Source organism: Pseudomonas sp. zbq_18 (assembly GCF_043102245.1).
In the GTDB taxonomy this organism is placed as follows: Bacteria; Pseudomonadota; Gammaproteobacteria; order Pseudomonadales; family Pseudomonadaceae; genus Aquipseudomonas.
Map to the genome: position 1 here is coordinate 107,664 of NZ_JBICIT010000008.1, position 18,207 is coordinate 125,870.

The window sequence follows — 18,207 nt, forward strand, 5'->3', positions numbered from 1 at the left end:
GATGTCGCAACCGACCTATAAAGAAGTCCTGTTGAATCCGCTGTTCAACAACAACCCCATCGGTCTGCAGATCCTCGGTATCTGCTCGGCCCTGGCGGTGACTTCGAACCTCAAGACCGCCCTGGTGATGTCTGTTGCACTGACCCTGGTGTGTGCTTTCTCAAACCTGTTCGTCTCGATGATTCGCAGCCAGATTCCGAGCAGCATCCGCATGATCGTGCAGATGGTGATCATCGCCTCGCTGGTGATCGTGGTCGATCAGGTGCTCAAGGCATTCGCCTACTCGCTGTCCAAGCAGCTGTCGGTGTTCGTCGGCCTGATTATCACCAACTGTATCGTGATGGGGCGTGCCGAGGCCTTCGCCATGCAGAATCCGCCGCTGCTGTCGTTCTTCGATGGTATCGGCAACGGCCTGGGCTATAGCGCGTTTCTGGTTGCACTGGGTGTGATCCGCGAGCTGTTCGGTGCCGGCAAGCTGTTTGGCTACACCATCCTCCCGACCGTCAATGACGGCGGCTGGTACCAACCCAACGGCATGCTGCTGTTGCCACCTTCGGCGTTCTTCCTGATCGGCCTGTTCATCTGGGCTGTGCGTAGCTGGAAGAAAGACCAGGTGGAAGCACCGAGCTTCAAGATGGCACCTCAGGTGTCCAACAAGGAGGCCTACTGATGGAGCATTACCTCAGCCTGTTCGTGAAGGCGGTGTTCGTCGAGAACATGGCGCTGGCCTTCTTCCTCGGCATGTGTACCTTCATCGCGATTTCGAAGAAGGTGGAAACCGCCATCGGTCTCGGCATCGCCGTGATCGTGGTGCAGACCATCACCGTGCCGGCCAACAACCTGATCTACGCCTACCTGCTCAAGGACGGTGCGCTGGCCTGGGCTGGCCTGCCGGACGTGGATCTGTCGTTTCTCGGCCTGCTCAGCTATATCGGTGTGATCGCCGCCATCGTGCAGATCCTCGAGATGCTGCTCGATAAGTACGTGCCCAGCCTGTACAACGCCCTCGGCGTGTTCCTGCCGCTGATCACCGTGAACTGCGCCATCATGGGTGGCACCCTGTTCATGGTCGAACGTGATTACAACCTCTCCGAGAGCGTGGTCTACGGCGTTGGTTCCGGCTTTTCCTGGGCCCTGGCCATCGCACTGCTGGCCGGCATCCGCGAGAAGCTCAAGTACAGCGATGTGCCGGATGGCCTGCAGGGCCTGGGCATCACCTTCATCACCATCGGTCTGATGTCGCTCGGCTTCATGTCGTTCGGCGGTATTCAGCTGTAAGGAGCACCTGATGGGTTTTGAAATCGTATTGGCCATCGGCATGTTCACCGCCATCGTTCTGGCGCTGGTGGTGATCATCCTGGTGGCGCGCGCCAAGCTGGTGTCCAGCGGCGACGTCAACATCGTCATCAATGGTGAGCGCACCCTCACCGTGCCGGCCGGCGGCAAGCTGCTGCAGACCCTGGCGGCGAACAACGTGTTCCTGTCCTCGGCCTGTGGTGGTGGCGGCACCTGCGCCCAGTGCAAGTGCATTGTCGAGAGCGGCGGCGGCGAGATGCTGCCGACCGAGGAGTCGCACTTCACCAAGCGCGAGGCCCGTGAGGGCTGGCGCCTGTCCTGCCAGACCCCGGTCAAGCAGGACATGCACATCGAGGTGGAAGAGTCGGTGTTCGGCGTGAAGAAGTGGGAGTGCACGGTGGAGTCCAACCCCAACGTCGCCACCTTCATCAAGGAGCTGACCCTGCGCCTGCCGGAAGGCGAGAGCGTGGACTTCCGCGCCGGTGGCTACGTGCAGCTGGAATGCCCGCCGCACGTGGTCAACTACAAGGACTTCGACATCCAGCCCGAGTACCGTGGCGACTGGGACAAGTTCAACCAGTGGAAGTACGTGTCCAAGGTCGACGAGACCGTGATCCGCGCCTACTCCATGGCCAACTACCCGGAAGAGAAGGGCATCGTCAAATTCAACATCCGTATCGCCTCGCCGCCGCCGGGCAAGGATCATCTGCCGCCAGGTCAGATGTCGTCCTGGGTGTTCAACCTCAAACCGGGCGACAAGGTCACCGTGTACGGCCCCTTCGGTGAGTTCTTCGCCAAGGAAACCGAGGCCGAAATGGTCTTCATCGGTGGTGGTGCCGGTATGGCGCCGATGCGTTCGCACATCTTCGACCAGCTCAAGCGCCTGGGCTCCAAGCGCAAGATCAGCTTCTGGTACGGTGCGCGCTCGCTGCGCGAAGCCTTCTATGTTGAAGAGTACGATCAGCTGGCCGCGGAGAATCCCAACTTTGAGTGGCACCTGGCACTCTCCGACCCGCAGCCGGAAGACAACTGGACCGGCTTGACTGGTTTCATCCACAACGTGCTGTACGAGCAGTACCTGAAGGACCACCCGGCGCCGGAAGACTGCGAGTTCTACATGTGCGGCCCGCCCATGATGAACGCTGCCGTGATCAAGATGTTGCTGGACCTGGGCGTCGAGCGCGAGAACATCCTGCTGGACGATTTCGGTGGTTAAAACTCAGCCTGATTGGCTGCTGCGCTTGCGTCTTGTGCCTCAGGCAGTGCTCGGAATCCTCATGTACTACTCGTACACTGCGGTTCCTGCGCGCTGGCTGAGACCCAATACGCGGCGCTCGCTACGCCACTCAAACCAAGTTTTTCCTGCGTTGTTCGCCCTGCTGTCCAGCGTTCTGCTGGTCGGCTGCGGCGAGAAGATCGAGCAGTTCGGCGGCCCGACCATGGGCAGCCACTACTCGCTCAAGTACGTGGCGGGCGAGGGTACTCCCGAGCCCGCCGCGCTCAAGGCCGAAGTCGATGGCCTGCTGGCTGAGGTGGATAAGCAGATGTCCACCTGGCGCAGCGATTCCGACCTATCCGAATTCAATCGCCTGCCGGCCAAGAGTTGCCGTGCCATGCCCGCTGCGGTACTGGAACTGGTGCGTGCGGGCGACGTGCTGAGCGCCGAAAGCAATGGCGCTTTCGACCTGACCCTGGAACCCTTGCTCGATCTCTGGGGCTTTGGCCCGCAGGCCCGCGGCGAGAAAGTGCCCAGTGCCGAGCAGATCGCCGAAGCGCGTGCCCGTGTGGGGCATGCGCATCTGCAGATTGGCGAGCGACGCCTGTGCAAGGATGCGGCCGTACAGGTCGATCTCAACAGCATCGCCGCCGGCTACACGGTCGACCGTATTGCCGCGCGCCTGGGCGAGCTGGGCGTGAAGAGCTACCTGCTGGATGTGACGGGTGAGGTGCGCGCGGCCGGACACAAGCCCGATGGCTCGCCCTGGCGTATCGCCATCGAGGCGCCGCGCGATGATCACCAGGTGGCGCAGAAGGTGTTGCCGCTGGATGGGCTGGGGGTTTCCACTTCCGGCGATTACCGTAATTACTTCGAGGAAGACGGCAAACGTTACTCGCATACGCTCGACCCGCAGACCGGCGCCCCGATCGATCATCGTCTGGCTTCGGTTACCGTGGTCGATCCATCGACCTTGCGTGCCGACGGGCTGTCTACTCTATTGATGGTGCTGGGCCCTGAGCGCGGCTACGCCTATGCCGAGGGCAAGGACATCGCCGCTTTCTTCGTCACCCGTACCGACCAGGGCTTCGCCACCCGTGCGACGCCCGCATTCACTCGCCGTTTCGGCGAAGGAGAGTCCCCATGACCTGGCTTCTGGTCTTCGCTTTCATGTTGCTGGTGGTGCTGGGTATGGCCATCGGTGTGATTTTCGGGCGCAAGCCCATCGCCGGCTCCTGCGGCGGTATCGCCAATCTGGGTATCGAGAAGGAGTGCTCGATCTGTGGCGGTAGTCGCGAGAAGTGTGAAGAGGTCAATCGCGACAAGAACGCTGATGTAGTGGATGCAACGCTCGCCTACGACGCTACCAAGCGCTAATGTGCCGGGCAAAACGCCCCGGCTAAGCTGGGGCGATGACAAAAAGTGCCGTGAAGGCATCTGCAGGGCGCCACGGGCGCCCTGAGCAGTTCTGAAAGGAGTAAGCATGGCGGTCTACAACTACGACGTGGTGGTGCTCGGTTCCGGGCCGGCAGGCGAGGGCGCGGCGATGAACGCCGTCAAGGCTGGACGCAAGGTGGCAGTGGTCGACAACCGTCCGCTGGTCGGGGGTAACTGCACCCACCTGGGCACAATCCCGTCCAAGGCCCTGCGCCACTCGGTGCGCCAGATCATGCAATACAACACTAACCCGTTGTTCCGCCAGATCGGTGAGCCGCGCTGGTTTTCCTTCCCGGACGTGCTGAAGAGCGCCGAGCGTGTGATTGCCAAGCAGGTCACTTCGCGCACTGGGTATTACGCGCGCAATCGCGTCGATGTCTTCTTCGGCACTGCCAGCTTTCACGATGAGCACACCGTGGAGGTGGTCTGCGCCAGCGGTGTGGTTGAGCGTTTGGTGGCCAAGCAGGTGATCGTCGCCACCGGCTCGCGGCCCTACCGTCCTGCCGATGTCGACTTCAACCACCCTCGTATCTATGACAGCGACACGATTCTTAGCCTGACCCATACCCCGCGCCGCCTCATCATCTACGGTGCCGGCGTGATCGGCTCCGAGTACGCCTCGATTTTCAGTGGTCTGGGTGTGTTGGTCGACCTTATCGATAACCGCGACCAGCTGCTCAGCTTCCTCGATGACGAGATTTCCGATGCGCTGAGCTACCACCTGCGAACCAACAATGTGCTGATCCGTCACAACGAGGAGTACGAGCGCATCGAGGGCCTCGAAAACGGCGTCATCCTGCATCTCAAGTCGGGCAAGAAGATCAAGGCCGATTGCCTGTTGTGGTGCAACGGCCGTACCGGCAACACCGACAAGCTGGGCTTGGAGAACATCGGCCTGAAGGCCAATGGCCGTGGCCAGATCGAAGTCGATCAGCATTACCGTACCGCGGTGCCGAACATTTACGCCGCCGGTGACGTGATCGGTTGGCCGAGCCTGGCCAGCGCGGCGGCCGACCAGGGCCGCTCGGCCGCCGGCAGCGCGGTGGAGAATGACAGCTGGCGCTTCGTCGATGACGTACCGACCGGTATCTACACCATTCCGGAGATCAGCTCGATCGGCAAGACCGAGAAGGAGCTGACTCAGGCCAAGATCCCGTATGAAGTCGGCAAGGCGTTTTTCAAGGGCATGGCGCGGGCGCAGATCTCCCATGAGCCGGTGGGCATGCTGAAGATCCTGTTTCACCGTGAAACCCTGGAAGTTCTCGGCGTACACTGCTTCGGCTACCAGGCTTCGGAGATCGTCCACATTGGTCAGGCGATCATGAACCAGAAGGGTGAAGCGAACAGTATCAAGTACTTCATCAATACCACCTTCAACTATCCGACCATGGCCGAGGCTTATCGGGTAGCGGCGTTCGACGGGCTCAACCGGCTTTTTTGAGCGGCTCCGACCGGTGGCCTGAGCCGGTCGGGGAGAGTCCGTTCAGCCACTCCCGCGACTGGCGCTGGCCGAACCGGGAGAGTTTCTGACCAGGCGCGACGCTGCAAGAAAAAACCGGCCCTAGGGCCGGTTTTTTGCTTTCACCCCTCTCCCGCGTGCGGGAGAGGGGGCGGGGGAGAGGGTTGTATCAGGCTACCCCGAGTGGCCTGTGCGCCCCTCTCCCTAACCCTCTCCCATAAATGGGAGAGGGGGTGTCCGAGTAGAGCCGTAGCCCGGATGCAATCCGGGAGTGTGGCCGCCTGTTTCCCGGATTTCATCCGGGCTACAAGGAGCTGCTAGCTAGCGCTTGAGCGTATCCACTGCCAGGCCAGGGAAATCGGTGATGATGCTGTCTACGCCGAAGTCGGCCAGACGCCGCATCAGCGAAGGTTCGTTCACCGTCCATACCGAGACATGCAGCCCGGCTCTCTGGGCCTTGAGCAGGCGCTCCGGCGTGCACAGCGTCCAGTTCAACGCCAGCATAGAGCAGCCGTGATGGGCGGCTACCTTTAGCGGGTCGAGCCAGTTGTACTCGGCGACCAGGCCGCGGGAAAGCTCCGGGGTCAGGCGACGGAGCGCACGCAGCACCTCGCGGGAGCTGCTGGTGACGGTTACCTTGTCCTGAATGCCAAAGCGCTTGGTCAGCGCCTGGATGGCCAGCACCGTCCGCGCGGCGCGCACCCGCGAGGCGATCTTCACTTCCAGTTGCCAGTGCTCGAACGGACAGTGTTCGAACAGGGTTTCCAGTTTGGGGATCGGGCAGGGGGTCTTCCAACCCGGCCCGCCCTGGCGGGCATCCAGCGTTATCAGTTCCTCTGCGTCGTGCTGCACGACTTTGCCGCGGCGGCCGGTGGTGCGTTTGAGGGTCGGGTCGTGGATGACCATCAGCTCGCCGTCACGCGACAGGTGCAGATCCAGTTCACAGCGGTTGACGCCGTTGTCCAGGCAGCGCTGGAAGCTGGCGAGGGTGTTTTCCGGTGCTTCGCCCTTGGCGCCGCGGTGTCCGTAGATGAGGGTCACTGTTGCTCCTTGGCGACTGGGTGGCGAGGCTGATGGTGCAGCACGCTGTTGATGACATGGTCGTATTCGAAATAGACGCTGAAGGTGCGGTAGTCCCAGCGGGTGATGGGTGGCTGGCCAACGGCAGGATGCTCCTGGTCGGCCAGGCCGAAACGTTCGAGCACCGAGTGCCTGGACTCGCCTTTGTGCGGTAGCCCGGCAACAGCTGCGCCCTGCTGGCCAACGGGAATCTCGATGGTTTGGGCTTGTGCGGACAGCGGCAGAAGCGCTGCGACTAGCAGAAGGGGCCATTTCATGACTGCTGTTCCCTGGCCTGGCGGCGTTCCAGCGCCTGTTTCTGCAGGATGTGGCGAGCTACCAGCTGACGCTGGGTATCGGTCAGCGCTTCGAATTCGGTGCCGATTTCGAACTGGCCATCTTCGCGGCGCTGACAGTGCACCACCTGGGCGCGCAACAGCAGTCCGAGCGCCTGGGGCATGAGCACCATCTTGAGCGCCAAGTGGCTGCCCGCCGGCACAGCCTTGTGGTGGTTGAAGCTGATACCACCCTCGGAAATGGAAACCCTGCGTGGTGCGCCGATGTCACGCAACAGACTTTGGGCCACGGCCTGGCCGAGCAGGTCGATGCGTTTGTTCATGACCTTGAGGTAATTGGCCAGGGTGCGGTCGCGCTCACTGATATGGCGCAGCAGGTGCTGTGATTCGAAATCCATCAGGTGCAATTCGCTGAGCAGGTTGAACAGCGGCGAATTGTCGTGAAGCGGCTCGCTGGCATGCGCTTCGGCAATGGAAATCAGGCTGAAATCCAGTGCGATCGTATCCTCGATCCGGTAGTATTCGCGGCGGTCATCGACGTCTTGATTCGACATGGCGAACCCATGGCTGCAGTGGTGGTCTGAGTGTAAAGCTGCACGCCGAGCCCTGCCACAAGGACGTTTTCCCATTCGCCAGCGAACCCCGTACTGATGCTCAGACCCCTGTCTCTGTTCCTCGGCCTGCGCTACACGCGCGCCAAACGCCGCAGTCACTTCGTCTCCTTCATCTCTCTCACGTCGATCATTGGCCTGGCTCTGGGCGTGCTGGTGATGATTGTGGTGCTGTCGGTGATGAACGGCTTCGATCGCGAAATGCGCAATCGCGTGCTCGGCATGGTGCCGCATGCCACGCTCGATAGCGCCACGCCCATCGACGACTGGCGCACCATCGGCGAAGGTTTGGCGCGTCACCCGCAGGTGGCGGCGCTGGCGCCCTTCACCCAGATGCAGGGTTTGTTGACCCATAACGGTCAGGTGCAAAAGGTGCTGGTCAATGCCATCGACCCCGCCGAAGAGGGCAAGGTGTCGATCATTGGCGATTACTTCCTCAAGGATCAGGGTTCGCTGGCGTCACTCAAGGCCGGTGAATTCGGCATTCTCATCGGTGATCTGGCGGCGAAGAAGCTGGGGCTGTCGATGGGCGACAAGGTTACCTTCGTGGCGCCGGAGGTGACGGTCACGCCGGCTGGCATGTTCCCGCGCATGAAGCGCTTCACCGTGGTCGGCATCTTCCATGTCGGAGCCGGCGAGGTCGATGGTCATGTGGCGATGGCTCATCTGCAGGACGCCGGACGTCTGTTGCGCCTTAAACCCGGTCAGGTGCAGGGCATTCGCCTCAAGTTGCACGACCTGTTCCAGGCGCCGCAGGTAGCCTGGGAGCTGGCCACGCTGCTGCGCGACCAGGATTTCTACGCCCGCGACTGGACCCGCACCCATGGTGGCCTGTACCAGGCCATCCGCATGGAGAAGGCGATCATCGGCCTGTTGCTGTTGCTGATCGTCGCTGTGGCCGCCTTCAACATCATTTCCACTCTGGTGATGGTGGTGACCGACAAGAAGGCCGACATTGCCATCCTGCGCACCCTGGGCGCCACGCCACGCCAGATCATGCTGACCTTTATGGTGCAGGGCACCGTGATCGGCGTGTTCGGCACGCTCATCGGCGGTGTGCTCGGTGTGCTGGCCGCGCTCAACGTCAGCGCTGCGATCACGTGGCTGGAGGGGGCGCTGGGTATCCACTTCCTCAATGCCGAGGTGTATTTCATCGACTATCTGCCGTCGCAGGTGGTGATGAGCGATGTGGTGCTGGTCTGCGCCGCTGCGCTAATTCTGAGTTTCCTCGCCACCCTTTACCCGGCCTGGCGTGCTGCGCGCACCCAGCCAGCGGAGGCTTTGCGTTATGAGTGACAAGTCCGTCCTGAGTTGCCGCAACCTAGGCAAAAGCTACGAGGAAGGCCCGCAGACGGTCGAGGTGTTGGCCGGCGTGGAGCTGGAGTTGCTGCCTGGCGAGCGCGTGGCTATCGTCGGTTCCTCCGGCTCGGGCAAGAGTACTCTGCTGAATATGCTGGGCGGGCTGGATACACCGAGCCAGGGCAGTGTCTGGTTGGCCGGCGAGGAGCTCTCGGCGTTGAACGAGAAGGCCCGTGGCCTGCTGCGCAACCGGGCGCTGGGCTTTGTTTATCAGTTCCATCATCTGCTGCCCGAGTTCACTGCGCTGGAAAACGTGTGCATGCCATTGTTGATCGGCAAGACACCGATCCCTGAGGCGCGTCAGCGCGCCACGGCCTTGCTGGAACGAGTGGGGCTCGGCCATCGCCTGTCGCACAAGCCGGCCGAACTGTCTGGCGGCGAACGCCAGCGCGTGGCCATCGCTCGTGCCCTGGTCAATCAGCCAGCCCTGGTACTGCTCGATGAGCCCACCGGTAACCTCGACCAGCATACCGCCCAGGGCATTCAGGAATTGATGCGCGAGCTGAGCCGTGATTCGCGCACGGCCTTTCTGGTAGTGACCCACGATCCGCAGCTGGCCGGGCAGATGGATCGCGTGCTGCGCCTGGAAGATGGCAAGCTGGTGGCGGCCTGACATGTTCAGACCCCTCTCGCTCTTCGTCGGCACCCGCTACACCCGGGCCAAGCGGCGCAATCATTACATCTCCTTCATCTCGCTGACCTCGATGATCGGTCTGGCCCTCGGCGTGCTGGCGATGATCGTGGTGCTGTCGGTCATGAACGGTTTTCAGAAGGAGATGAGTTCACGCATCCTCGGCCTGGTGCCCCATGCCACCCTGGCGGCGGACAAGCCGCTGGATGACTGGCAGGCCGTAGCGGCTGTTGCCATGCGCAACAAGCAGGTAACCGGCGCAGCGCCCTTTGCCGAGTTGGAGGGCATGTTCTCCTACAAAGGCTCGATGCAGCCGGTGCAGATCAACGGCATTGACCCGCAGCAGGAGCAGAAAGTCTCCAATATCGCCAAGCACATTACCCAGGGCAGTCTGGATGATCTGCGTGCGGGCGAGTTCGGCGTGGTGATTGGCGAGATCACGGCGCGGCGTTTTCGCCTGAATGTTGGCGATAAGCTGACGTTGATCGTGCCGGAACCGAGCAACAGCGCTTCGGGCATCACGCCGCGTATGTTGCGTCTGACCGTGGCCGGTGTATTCAAGGTTGGCGCTGAGCTGGACGGCAGCCTCGCGCTGATCAACGTCGCGGATGCCAGCAGCATGCTGCGCGCCGAGCCGGGGCAGGTTCAGAGTGTGCGCATTGCCCTGAAAGATCTGTACCAGGCGCCCCAGGTGGCGGCGACTATCGTTCAGGAGTTGGGTGTCGGCTACCGTGCCAACGACTGGACGCGCACCCAGGGCAGTCTGTTCAGTGCCATGAAGATGGAGAAGACCATGATCGGTCTGCTGCTGCTGCTGATCATTGCCGTGGCGGCTTTCAACATCATCGCCACGCTGATCATGGTGGTGGCCGACAAGCGCGCCGATATCGCCATCCTGCGTACCCTCGGTGCCACGCCGGGGCAGATCATGACGGTGTTCATGGTGCAGGGGACGGTGATCGGTTGCATCGGCACGCTGATTGGTGGCGTGCTGGGTGTGCTGGTCGCGCTCAATGTCAGCGCCTGGATGGCCTGGTTGGAGCGCATCAGCGGCATGCACATCTTCAGTTCCGACGTGTATTTCATCAGCAGTCTGCCGTCGGACCTGCAGGTGACGGATGTGGTGCTGATCTGCGTGGCGGCTTTGCTGATGAGCTTTCTCGCGACGCTCTACCCGGCCTGGCGGGCAGCACAGACCCAGCCAGCCGAGGCGCTGCGCTACGAGTAAAAAAACGCCGCTATTCAGCGGCGTTTTTCATTCAGCGCCCGGCTTTCCACACGTTTGCGCCAATTGTGGGCTACCCACCAGCGCCAGTAAGCCATGGTCAGCCCGTAGGCGCTGATGGAGAGCACGCTACCGGTGAGCAGGGAGCCAAACAGAAAGGGCTTCCATAAGGTGGCGAGTTCGCCGGTAATCCAGTCCCAGGTCAGCTCATCGGGTAGCGCGACCGGTGGAATGCCCATCAGCATCGCGCCTAGCTTGTAGGTGCAGTAGAAGATCGGCGGCATGGTGATGGGGTTGGTCAGCCAGACCAGTCCCACCGAGATTGGCATGTTGGCGCGGACCACTATGGCAATAGCAGCGGCGAGCAGCATCTGCATCGGAATCGGCACGAAGGCAGCGAACAGGCCCACGGCCATGGCTCGGGCCACCGAGTGACGGTTCAGGTGCCAGAGGTTGGGATCGTGCAACAATTTGCCGAGAAAGCGCAGGGATTTGTGCTCCCGGACAAACTGCGGATCGGGCATGTAGCGCTTGAATAGACGACGCGGCATTGAGGCTCTCGGGAAGCTGAGGCGGCGCTATTATGCACGTATGCTGGCGCCTCGGCTCGCCCGCTTTTGTGACACCGATTGACCCAGGATGGGACATTGATGCGTACAGGGATGCTCGCGATGGCGGCAGGTCTGGCCTGTCTGCCGTTTCTTCCGGCCTTGCCGCCTGGCTGGCTGCTCGCTGCGTTACTGCCCGTTGGTCTGATGTTGCTGCCCTGGCGCACCTACCCTCTGGCGTTGTTCCTGTTTGGCCTGGCTTGGGCCTGTTTCTCCGCGCAACGTGCGCTGGATGATCGGCTTGTCGCCGAGCTGGATGGCCGCACGTTGTGGCTGGAAGGGCGCATCGTCGGATTGCCGGAGAAGGGTGATGGCGTGGTGCGTTTTCAACTAGAGCAGGTCCGTGCCCGTCGCCATGATCTGCCGCAACGTCTGCGCCTGTCCTGGTATCGAGGTCCCGATTTGCAGGCTGGCGAGCATTGGCGGCTGGCGGTCAAGCTCAAGCGCCCGCGAGGTTTGGTCAACCCGCAGGGCTTCGATTATGAGGCCTGGCTACTGGCGCAACGCATTGGCGCCACGGGAACGGTCAAGCAAGGCGAGCGCTTGCGGGCGGCGGATGGCTTTGCTGCCTGGCGCGACGCTTTACGCTTGCGCTTGTTGCAGGTGGATGCTCATGGTCGCGAAGGCGCGCTCACGGCGCTGGTGCTGGGCGATGATTCGGGGTTGTCGCGCGAGGACTGGCGGGTGCTGCAGGACACCGGCACGGTGCATCTGCTGGTGATCTCCGGGCAGCATGTGGCGTTGCTGGCGGCTTTGCTTTATGGCCTGGTTGCCGGGATGGCGCGTCTCGGCTGGTGGCCGCAGCGCCTGCCCTGGCTGCCTTGGGCCTGTGGTCTGGCATTCGCTGGCGCTTTACTGTATGGCCTGCTGGCCGGTTTCGAGGTGCCGGTACGGCGTGCTTGTGTGATGGTGGCGTTGGTGCTGCTGTGGCGTCTGCGCTTTCGCCATCTCGGCGTCTGGCTGCCGTTGCTCATGGCCTGGGTTCTGGTGCTGCTGGTGGAGCCGCTGGCGACTTTGCAGCCCGGTTTCTGGCTGTCTTTCGGGGCGGTTGCACTGCTGATCCTGGCATTCGCCGGCCGGCTCGGTGCCTGGTCATGGTGGCAGGCCTGGTGGCGGGCGCAGTGGGTGATGGCGCTGGGGCTGATGCCGCTGTTCTTTGCTCTGGCACTACCGATAAGCGTCAGTGCGCCGTTGTGCAACTTGCTGGCGGTGCCCTGGGTGAGCCTGCTGGTGGTGCCGTTGGCATTGCTTGGCACTCTGCTCTTACCTATCCCTGTTGTCGGCGAGGCGCTGCTGGCTGTTGCTGGCGGTCTGTTGGCCTTGTTGTTCCATTTGCTCGCCTGGCTGGCTGCGTGGATGCCGGCTTGGCTGCCCACAGCTGTGCCACTGTGGGCCTGGCTGCTAGGTACGCTGGGTGCTGTGCTATGCCTGCTGCCTGCCGGGTTGGCGGTGCGCTTGCCGGGGCTGTTGCTGCTGTCTGCTTTTTTTCTTGCGCCTCAGACTCAGGTGGCTCACGGGCAAGCTGAAGTCTGGCAGTTCGATGTCGGCCAGGGGCTGGCGGTGCTGGTGCGCACGCGGGAACACGCGTTGCTTTATGACGCCGGGCCGCGTTTCGCTGATTTCGACCTGGGCGAGCGGGTAGTGCTGCCGTCATTGCGGCAGCTGGGTGTGACCCGGCTTGATCAGATGTTGCTGAGCCATGCCGACAGCGATCATGCAGGTGGGTCTCTGGCCATTGCTCATGGCTTGCCAGTCGCTACTGTGTTTAGTGGTGAGGCGCGGGATCTGCCCGCCGAACTCAATGCGCAGCCGTGCAGCGATGGTGCCAGTTGGAGCTGGGATGGTGTGCGCTTTACCACCTGGCGCTGGGCGGCGGCCCAGGAGGGCAATGCGGCCTCCTGCCTGCTCAAGGTTGAGGCCGAGGGCGAGTCCCTGCTGCTGACGGGGGATATCGACAGTTCGACCGAAAGGGCGTTGCTGCAGGCGGGGCGGGACGTGAGAGCCGATTGGCTGCAGGTGCCGCATCACGGCAGTCGCAGCTCGTCCTCCGGGGCCTTTCTGGATGCAGTGGGTGCGCACTCGGCGTTGCTGTCGCGTGGTTGGCACAACCCCTTCGGGCATCCCGCTCAGCAGGTGCTGGCACGTTACCAAGTGCGCAATATCAGTCTTTATGACAGTGCTGAACGGGGCGCGGTACGGCTGTTATTGGGGGCGGGTGTGGATGCCGATAGCTGGCGCCAGCGTGCGCGTTTCTGGCGGGAAAAATGAGAACCCGAGTGGTCTGCGCCGGCGCGACCCTATGCTAGAGTGGCGCCACTTTTCCGAGGGGGATGTACAACCGTGTGGGAACTGGTCAAAGCGGGCGGCTGGATGATGCTGCCGATCATTCTGTGTTCCATCGCTGCTGCCGGCATCATCGCCGAGCGTCTCTGGACCCTGCGGCCGAGCCGCGTCACGCCGTCTCATCTGCTGGGGCAGGTGTGGAAGTGGATCAAGGAGAAGAAGCTCAATAACGAAAAGCTCAAGGAGCTGCGTGCCAACTCTCCCCTCGGGCAGATCCTCGCCGCTGGCCTGGCCAACTCCAAGCATGGCCGCGAGATCATGAAGGAGTGCATCGAGGAGGCCGCTGCTCGCGTCATCCACGAGCTGGAACGCTACCTCAATGCCCTTGGCACCATTGCCGGCATCGCGCCGCTGCTCGGTTTGCTCGGTACCGTACTGGGCATGATCGACATATTCAGTGCCTTCATGGGCGCCAACATGGCCAACGCCGCGGTGCTCGCCGGGGGCATCTCCAAGGCGCTGATCACCACTGCGGCCGGCTTGATGGTGGCGATTCCGGCACTGTTCTTCCACCGTTTCCTGCAGCGTCGTGTCGACGAGCTGGTCGTGGGTATGGAGCAGGAGGCGATCAAGCTGGTGGAAGTGGTGCAGGGCGACCGTGACGTCGACCTGGGCAGCGTTCCTGCGGCCCCCGTCAAGGAAGCCCGCAAAGAGGGTAAGAAGGCGTGAAATTTCGGCGCAAACCTCGGGAAAACGTCGAGATCAACCTGGCATCGCTAATCGATGTGGTGTTTATCCTGCTGTTGTTTTTCGTGGTCACCACTACATTTACCCGCGAAACCCAGCTCAAGGTCGACCTGCCGGAGGCAGCCAGTGGTTCGCCTCCCGAGGAAACCCAGCTGAAGCAGCTGGAAGTACTAATCGGCGCGGACGGCAGCTACTCGCTCAATGGCCAGGCGCTGATGAACAATGATCTCGCGGGCCTGATGGCGGCGCTGGGCAAGGAGTCCGGAGGCGACAACAGCCTGCCGCTGGTGATCAGTGCCGATGCCAAGACGCCGCACCAGGCCGTGATTACCGCGATGGATGCTGCCGGCAAGCTGGGCTTCGCTCACCTGCGCATCACCACGGTCGAGGCCGAGGCGCAGCCTTGAGTCTCGCCGACCGCCTGGTCGAGGCCTGGTATACCGGCCATCCGGCGCTGATGCTGTTGCGTCCGCTGGAGTGGCTCTACCGCAGTGTGGTGCGGCGCAAACGCCGCGCTTTTGTGGCTGGCGAGGGCGAGATCTACCGGGCGCCAGTGCCGGTGCTGGTGGTTGGTAATGTCACCGTTGGCGGTACCGGCAAAACGCCGATGATCCTCTGGTTGATTGAGCACTGCCGGGCTCGCGGTCTGCGTGTCGGCGTGGTCAGTCGCGGCTATGGCGCGAACCCGCCGCAGTTACCTTGGCGCGTGCGCGCCGGGCAGTCGGCTGCCGAGGCGGGGGACGAGCCGCTGTTGATCGTGCAGCGCAGCGGCGTACCGCTGGTGATTGATCCGCAGCGCGCGCGTGCCGTGCAGGCGTTGCTGCAGGAGGAAACGCTGGATCTGATTCTCTGTGATGACGGACTGCAGCATTATCGTCTCGCGCGTGATCTGGAGCTGGTATTGATCGATGCGGCACGTGGCCTGGGTAATCGGCGCTGTCTGCCCGCCGGCCCATTGCGTGAGCCGGCCGAGCGTCTTGCCGAGGTGGATGCCGTGCTGCGCAACGGCGCCGACAGCGATGATGACCGGGGCTTCGCTTTCCAGCTGCAGCCTTCTGCTCTAATCAACCTGCGCAGCGGCGAGCGAGTCGGGCTCGATCACTTTGCCGCCGGCCAGCAACTGCATGCCGTCGCCGGCATCGGTAACCCGCAGCGTTTCTTCCGTACCCTCGAAGCGCTAAACTGGCGGCCAGTCGCGCATCCCTTCGCCGACCACGCCAGTTACAGCCCGGAAGCCTTGCAGTTCAGCCCCGAGCTGCCGCTGGTGATGACCGAGAAGGATGCAGTGAAATGCCGGGCTTTTGCCGCCGACAGCTGGTGGTATTTGGCCGTGGATGCGGCGCCTTCGCCGGCCTTCGTTGCCTGGCTCGACCGCGAACTGACCCGTCTACTGCCGGCACAGGCCTGAGTCCCGCCGGCATCTTCAATGCCAGCAAGGACATTCCGATGGACACCAAACTGCTCGATATCCTGGCCTGCCCGGTCTGCAAGGGCCCGCTGCAGCTTTCCGAAGACAAGACCGAGCTGATCAGCAAGGGCGCTGGCCTGGCCTATCCGATCCGCGACGGTATCCCGGTGATGCTGGAGAGCGAAGCCCGAACCCTGACCGTCGACGAGCGCCTGGACAAGTAAATGATCACTGCTTTTACCGTAGTCATCCCGGCCCGTTTCGCCTCCAGCCGCCTGCCCGGCAAGCCGCTGCAGGATATCGCCGGCAAACCCATGGTCCAGCATGTGTGGGAGCAGGCGAAGAAGAGCAGTGCGAGCCGCGTGGTGATCGCCACCGACGATGCACGCATCCTCGAAGCCTGTCAGGGCTTCGGCGCGGAAGTGCTGATGACCCGTGTCGACCATAACTCCGGCACCGACCGCCTGGCCGAAGTGGCCACCCAGTTGGGTCTGGAGAACAACTCCATCGTGGTCAATGTGCAGGGCGATGAGCCGCTGATTCCTCCGAGCATCATCGATCAGGTGGCCGCCAATCTCGCCGCCAATCCGCAGGCCGGCATCGCTACCCTGGCCGAGCCGATCGAGGATGTGCAGGCGCTGTTCAACCCCAATGTGGTCAAGGTCGTGGCCGACAAGAATGGCCTCGCCTTGACCTTCAGTCGTGCGCCGCTGGCCTGGGCCCGCGATGCGTTTGCCAAGACTCGTGATGTACTGCCGCAAGGTGTGCCTTACCGTCGCCACATCGGCATCTACGCGTACCGCGCTGGCTTCCTGCATGACTTCGTGGCCTGGGGGCCGTGCTGGCTGGAAGACACCGAGTGCCTGGAGCAGCTGCGTGCCTTGTGGCATGGCGTCCGCATCCACGTCGCCGATGCGCTGGAGGCGCCGGCTGCTGGCGTCGACACCCCGGAAGACCTGGAGCGGGTGCGCCGCCTGCTGGGGGCCTGATGCGCGTTCTGTTCGTCTGCATGGGCAATATCTGCCGCTCGCCTACCGCCGAGGGTGTCTTTCGCCAGCGCCTGCAACAGGCCGGTCTGCTGGAGCAGGTGACGGTGGACTCCGCCGGTACCGGCGACTGGCATGTGGGTAAGGCCCCTGACAGTCGCTCCAGCCAGGCCGCGTTACGTCGTGGATATGACCTGTCCAGTCTGCGGGCGCGACAAGTGACGGCCGCGGATTTCGATCGATTTGATCTGATCCTGGCCATGGATCAGGACAACCTGGCCCGTCTGCAGGCCCTGCGCCCACGAGGGCGAGGGGCGGAGCTGGATCTGTTCTTGCGTCGTTACGACGTGGCGCTGGATGAGGTGCCTGACCCTTACTACGGCGGTGCCGATGGTTTCGAGCAGGTGCTGGATCTGATCGAGCAAGCCAGTGATGGTTTGCTGGCCGAAATACGGGGGCGCTTGTGAGCCTGACGCTGCAGGAAGCGGTTTCCCTCAAGCCATTCAACACCTTTGGCGTCGAGGTGCAGGCGCGATTGTTTGCCGAGGCGCGCACCGATGATGAGGTGCGTACCGCGTTGGCGGAGGCTGAGCGGCGCGGCATGCCGTTGCTGCCGGTCGGCGGGGGCAGCAATCTGCTGCTGACAGCTGATGTCGATGCCCTGGTGCTGCGCATGGCCAGTCGCGGCCTGCGCATACTCGAAGATGACGGCGAGCGCGTTGTGGTGGAGGCGGAGGCGGGCGAGCCCTGGCATCCCTTCGTGCAGTGGAGTCTGGCTCAGGGGCTTTGTGGGCTAGAGAACCTTAGCCTGATTCCCGGTACTGTCGGTGCCGCGCCGATGCAGAACATCGGTGCCTACGGCGTCGAGATCAAGGACGTGTTCGCCGGCCTGACCGCTCTGGATCGACACAGCGGTGAGTTGCGCGAGTTCGGGCTGGAGGAGTGCGCCTTCGCCTATCGCGACAGCCTGTTCAAGCAGCAGCCGGGCCGCTGGCTGATCCTGCGGGTGCGCTTCGCCCTCAGCCGTCAGGGTGCACTGCATCTGGACTACGGCCCGGTGCGCCAGCATCTGCAGGCCGAAGGTGTCGAGGCGCCTAGTGCGGCAGATGTCAGTCGCGCCATCTGCGCCATCCGCAGCGAGAAGCTGCCAGACCCGGCCGTGCTGGGCAATGCCGGAAGCTTCTTCAAGAATCCGCTGGTGCCAGTCGAGCTGGCCGAACGCATTCGTGCCGAGCACGCCGATCTGATCAGCTATCCGGCAGGGCAGGGACAGGTGAAGCTCGCTGCTGGCTGGCTGATCGAGCGCGCCGGCTGGAAAGGCTTTCGCGAGGGTGACGCTGGCGTGCACCGCCTGCAGGCGCTGGTGCTGGTCAACTATGGGTCGGCCAGCGGCGCTCAGTTGCTGGCGCTGGCGCGGCGTATCCAGGTGGATATCCTGGCGCGCTTTGGAATAGAGCTGGAAATTGAGCCGAACGTTCTCTGAGCTGCTCTGTTTCAGTGGCAGCGGCTTTAGCCGCGATACGCTCATCTAAAGCTGTTCCCGCCGGATATTCCGGGCATGAAAAAGCCCCGCACCAGGCGGGGCT

The 18,207-nt window shown here is 62.7% G+C and carries 21 protein-coding genes; 17 read left to right on the forward strand and 4 right to left on the reverse strand.

The window, feature by feature from the left end:
* Nucleotide 1: 1 nt before the first annotated feature.
* From ACF8C6_RS05895 to sthA, 6 genes are all read left to right on the forward strand, one after another.
* Nucleotides 2–670, forward strand: coding sequence for an NADH:ubiquinone reductase (Na(+)-transporting) subunit D (locus ACF8C6_RS05895; protein WP_277688943.1), 669 nt, complete (start codon nt 2–4; stop codon nt 668–670).
* On the forward strand, nt 670–1,278 hold the full coding sequence (nqrE, locus tag ACF8C6_RS05900) for an NADH:ubiquinone reductase (Na(+)-transporting) subunit E (RefSeq protein ID WP_277688942.1): 609 nt from the start codon (nt 670–672) through the stop codon (nt 1,276–1,278). The genes ACF8C6_RS05895 and nqrE overlap by 1 nt, the downstream gene beginning before the upstream one ends.
* Nucleotides 1,279–1,285: 7 nt before the next feature.
* The gene (gene nqrF, locus ACF8C6_RS05905; RefSeq protein WP_277689018.1) at nt 1,286–2,512 is read left to right on the forward strand and encodes an NADH:ubiquinone reductase (Na(+)-transporting) subunit F; all 1,227 of its coding nucleotides are present in this window, start codon (nt 1,286–1,288) and stop codon (nt 2,510–2,512) included.
* A 151-nt stretch (nt 2,513–2,663) separates the two neighbouring features.
* Nucleotides 2,664–3,659: an FAD:protein FMN transferase gene (locus tag ACF8C6_RS05910; protein WP_392498431.1), complete on the forward strand. Its 996-nt coding sequence runs from the start codon at nt 2,664–2,666 to the stop codon at nt 3,657–3,659.
* The gene (gene nqrM / locus ACF8C6_RS05915) at nt 3,656–3,889 is read left to right on the forward strand and encodes a (Na+)-NQR maturation NqrM (protein WP_277688941.1); all 234 of its coding nucleotides are present in this window, start codon (nt 3,656–3,658) and stop codon (nt 3,887–3,889) included. Before ACF8C6_RS05910 ends, nqrM begins: the two co-directional genes overlap by 4 nt.
* 106 nt (nt 3,890–3,995) lie before the next feature.
* On the forward strand, nt 3,996–5,390 hold the full coding sequence (sthA, locus tag ACF8C6_RS05920; RefSeq protein ID WP_277688940.1) for a Si-specific NAD(P)(+) transhydrogenase: 1,395 nt from the start codon (nt 3,996–3,998) through the stop codon (nt 5,388–5,390).
* 339 nt (nt 5,391–5,729) lie between these two features.
* Here the strand turns inward: sthA and ACF8C6_RS05925 are convergent, their stop codons facing one another.
* Genes ACF8C6_RS05925 through ACF8C6_RS05935 form a run of 3 tightly spaced genes read right to left on the reverse strand, consistent with a single transcriptional unit; the run spans nt 5,730 to nt 7,317 of the window.
* A complete protein-coding gene (locus ACF8C6_RS05925; RefSeq protein WP_277688939.1) occupies nt 5,730–6,449 on the reverse strand; it encodes a glycerophosphodiester phosphodiesterase in 720 nt (239 codons plus the stop codon).
* Nucleotides 6,446–6,745, reverse strand: a complete 300-nt coding sequence (locus ACF8C6_RS05930) for a phosphodiesterase (protein ID WP_392498432.1) — start codon at nt 6,743–6,745, stop codon at nt 6,446–6,448. Before ACF8C6_RS05930 ends, ACF8C6_RS05925 begins: the two co-directional genes overlap by 4 nt.
* On the reverse strand, nt 6,742–7,317 hold the full coding sequence (locus tag ACF8C6_RS05935) for a PilZ domain-containing protein (RefSeq protein WP_392498433.1): 576 nt from the start codon (nt 7,315–7,317) through the stop codon (nt 6,742–6,744). Before ACF8C6_RS05935 ends, ACF8C6_RS05930 begins: the two co-directional genes overlap by 4 nt.
* A gap of 96 nt (nt 7,318–7,413) precedes the next feature.
* Here ACF8C6_RS05935 and ACF8C6_RS05940 point away from each other — a divergent pair, with 96 nt between their 5' ends.
* The 3 genes from ACF8C6_RS05940 to ACF8C6_RS05950 are packed head-to-tail and all read left to right on the forward strand — an operon-like array spanning nt 7,414 to nt 10,592.
* On the forward strand, nt 7,414–8,670 hold the full coding sequence (locus ACF8C6_RS05940) for a lipoprotein-releasing ABC transporter permease subunit (protein ID WP_392498434.1): 1,257 nt from the start codon (nt 7,414–7,416) through the stop codon (nt 8,668–8,670).
* A complete protein-coding gene (gene lolD, locus ACF8C6_RS05945) occupies nt 8,663–9,346 on the forward strand; it encodes a lipoprotein-releasing ABC transporter ATP-binding protein LolD (RefSeq protein WP_392498435.1) in 684 nt (227 codons plus the stop codon). Before ACF8C6_RS05940 ends, lolD begins: the two co-directional genes overlap by 8 nt.
* A 1-nt stretch (nt 9,347) precedes the next feature.
* Nucleotides 9,348–10,592, forward strand: a complete 1,245-nt coding sequence (locus ACF8C6_RS05950) for a lipoprotein-releasing ABC transporter permease subunit (protein WP_392498436.1) — start codon at nt 9,348–9,350, stop codon at nt 10,590–10,592.
* Between the two features lie 14 nt (nt 10,593–10,606).
* On the opposite strand, the gene ACF8C6_RS05955 is transcribed toward ACF8C6_RS05950, so the two are convergent.
* Nucleotides 10,607–11,140: a DUF2062 domain-containing protein gene (locus ACF8C6_RS05955; RefSeq protein WP_277688933.1), complete on the reverse strand. Its 534-nt coding sequence runs from the start codon at nt 11,138–11,140 to the stop codon at nt 10,607–10,609.
* Between the two features lie 99 nt (nt 11,141–11,239).
* Between ACF8C6_RS05955 and ACF8C6_RS05960 the strand changes: the two genes are divergently transcribed.
* The 8 genes from ACF8C6_RS05960 to murB all read left to right on the forward strand — a co-directional run bounded on the left by ACF8C6_RS05960 (nt 11,240) and on the right by murB (nt 18,104).
* Nucleotides 11,240–13,465, forward strand: coding sequence for a DNA internalization-related competence protein ComEC/Rec2 (locus ACF8C6_RS05960; RefSeq protein WP_392498438.1), 2,226 nt, complete (start codon nt 11,240–11,242; stop codon nt 13,463–13,465).
* A gap of 72 nt (nt 13,466–13,537) precedes the next feature.
* Complete coding sequence (locus ACF8C6_RS05965) at nt 13,538–14,209, forward strand: MotA/TolQ/ExbB proton channel family protein (RefSeq protein WP_392498439.1); 672 nt, start codon at nt 13,538–13,540, stop codon at nt 14,207–14,209.
* Complete coding sequence (locus ACF8C6_RS05970; protein WP_277688930.1) at nt 14,206–14,634, forward strand: biopolymer transporter ExbD; 429 nt, start codon at nt 14,206–14,208, stop codon at nt 14,632–14,634. Before ACF8C6_RS05965 ends, ACF8C6_RS05970 begins: the two co-directional genes overlap by 4 nt.
* Nucleotides 14,631–15,635 carry a tetraacyldisaccharide 4'-kinase gene (lpxK, locus tag ACF8C6_RS05975; RefSeq protein WP_392498440.1) on the forward strand — a complete coding sequence of 335 codons (1,005 nt, stop codon included), beginning with the start codon at nt 14,631–14,633 and terminating at the stop codon, nt 15,633–15,635. Before ACF8C6_RS05970 ends, lpxK begins: the two co-directional genes overlap by 4 nt.
* A 38-nt stretch (nt 15,636–15,673) precedes the next feature.
* Nucleotides 15,674–15,859, forward strand: a complete 186-nt coding sequence (locus ACF8C6_RS05980) for a Trm112 family protein (protein WP_068826273.1) — start codon at nt 15,674–15,676, stop codon at nt 15,857–15,859.
* Nucleotides 15,860–16,624, forward strand: a complete 765-nt coding sequence (kdsB, locus tag ACF8C6_RS05985) for a 3-deoxy-manno-octulosonate cytidylyltransferase (protein WP_392498442.1) — start codon at nt 15,860–15,862, stop codon at nt 16,622–16,624.
* The gene (locus tag ACF8C6_RS05990; RefSeq protein WP_392498443.1) at nt 16,624–17,088 is read left to right on the forward strand and encodes a low molecular weight protein-tyrosine-phosphatase; all 465 of its coding nucleotides are present in this window, start codon (nt 16,624–16,626) and stop codon (nt 17,086–17,088) included. Before kdsB ends, ACF8C6_RS05990 begins: the two co-directional genes overlap by 1 nt.
* Entirely contained in the window at nt 17,085–18,104 is a 1,020-nt protein-coding gene (gene murB, locus ACF8C6_RS05995; RefSeq protein ID WP_392498444.1) for a UDP-N-acetylmuramate dehydrogenase, read from the forward strand. Before ACF8C6_RS05990 ends, murB begins: the two co-directional genes overlap by 4 nt.
* The last annotated feature ends 103 nt before the right edge of the window (nt 18,105–18,207 follow it).

Bases quoted from the DNA above. Each gene is read 5' to 3' on its own strand.
- ACF8C6_RS05895 (WP_277688943.1), top strand. From the start codon at position 2: ATGTCGCAACCGACCTATAAAGAAGTCCTGTTGAATCCGCTGTTCAAC.
- nqrE (WP_277688942.1), top strand. From the start codon at position 670: ATGGAGCATTACCTCAGCCTGTTCGTGAAGGCGGTGTTCGTCGAGAAC.
- nqrM (WP_277688941.1), top strand. From the start codon at position 3,656: ATGACCTGGCTTCTGGTCTTCGCTTTCATGTTGCTGGTGGTGCTGGGT.
- sthA (WP_277688940.1), top strand. From the start codon at position 3,996: ATGGCGGTCTACAACTACGACGTGGTGGTGCTCGGTTCCGGGCCGGCA.
- ACF8C6_RS05930 (WP_392498432.1), bottom strand. From the start codon at position 6,745: ATGAAATGGCCCCTTCTGCTAGTCGCAGCGCTTCTGCCGCTGTCCGCA.
- ACF8C6_RS05935 (WP_392498433.1), bottom strand. From the start codon at position 7,317: ATGTCGAATCAAGACGTCGATGACCGCCGCGAATACTACCGGATCGAG.
- ACF8C6_RS05940 (WP_392498434.1), top strand. From the start codon at position 7,414: ATGCTCAGACCCCTGTCTCTGTTCCTCGGCCTGCGCTACACGCGCGCC.
- lolD (WP_392498435.1), top strand. From the start codon at position 8,663: ATGAGTGACAAGTCCGTCCTGAGTTGCCGCAACCTAGGCAAAAGCTAC.
- ACF8C6_RS05950 (WP_392498436.1), top strand. From the start codon at position 9,348: ATGTTCAGACCCCTCTCGCTCTTCGTCGGCACCCGCTACACCCGGGCC.
- ACF8C6_RS05955 (WP_277688933.1), bottom strand. From the start codon at position 11,140: ATGCCGCGTCGTCTATTCAAGCGCTACATGCCCGATCCGCAGTTTGTC.
- ACF8C6_RS05960 (WP_392498438.1), top strand. From the start codon at position 11,240: ATGCGTACAGGGATGCTCGCGATGGCGGCAGGTCTGGCCTGTCTGCCG.
- ACF8C6_RS05980 (WP_068826273.1), top strand. From the start codon at position 15,674: ATGGACACCAAACTGCTCGATATCCTGGCCTGCCCGGTCTGCAAGGGC.
- kdsB (WP_392498442.1), top strand. From the start codon at position 15,860: ATGATCACTGCTTTTACCGTAGTCATCCCGGCCCGTTTCGCCTCCAGC.
- ACF8C6_RS05990 (WP_392498443.1), top strand. From the start codon at position 16,624: ATGCGCGTTCTGTTCGTCTGCATGGGCAATATCTGCCGCTCGCCTACC.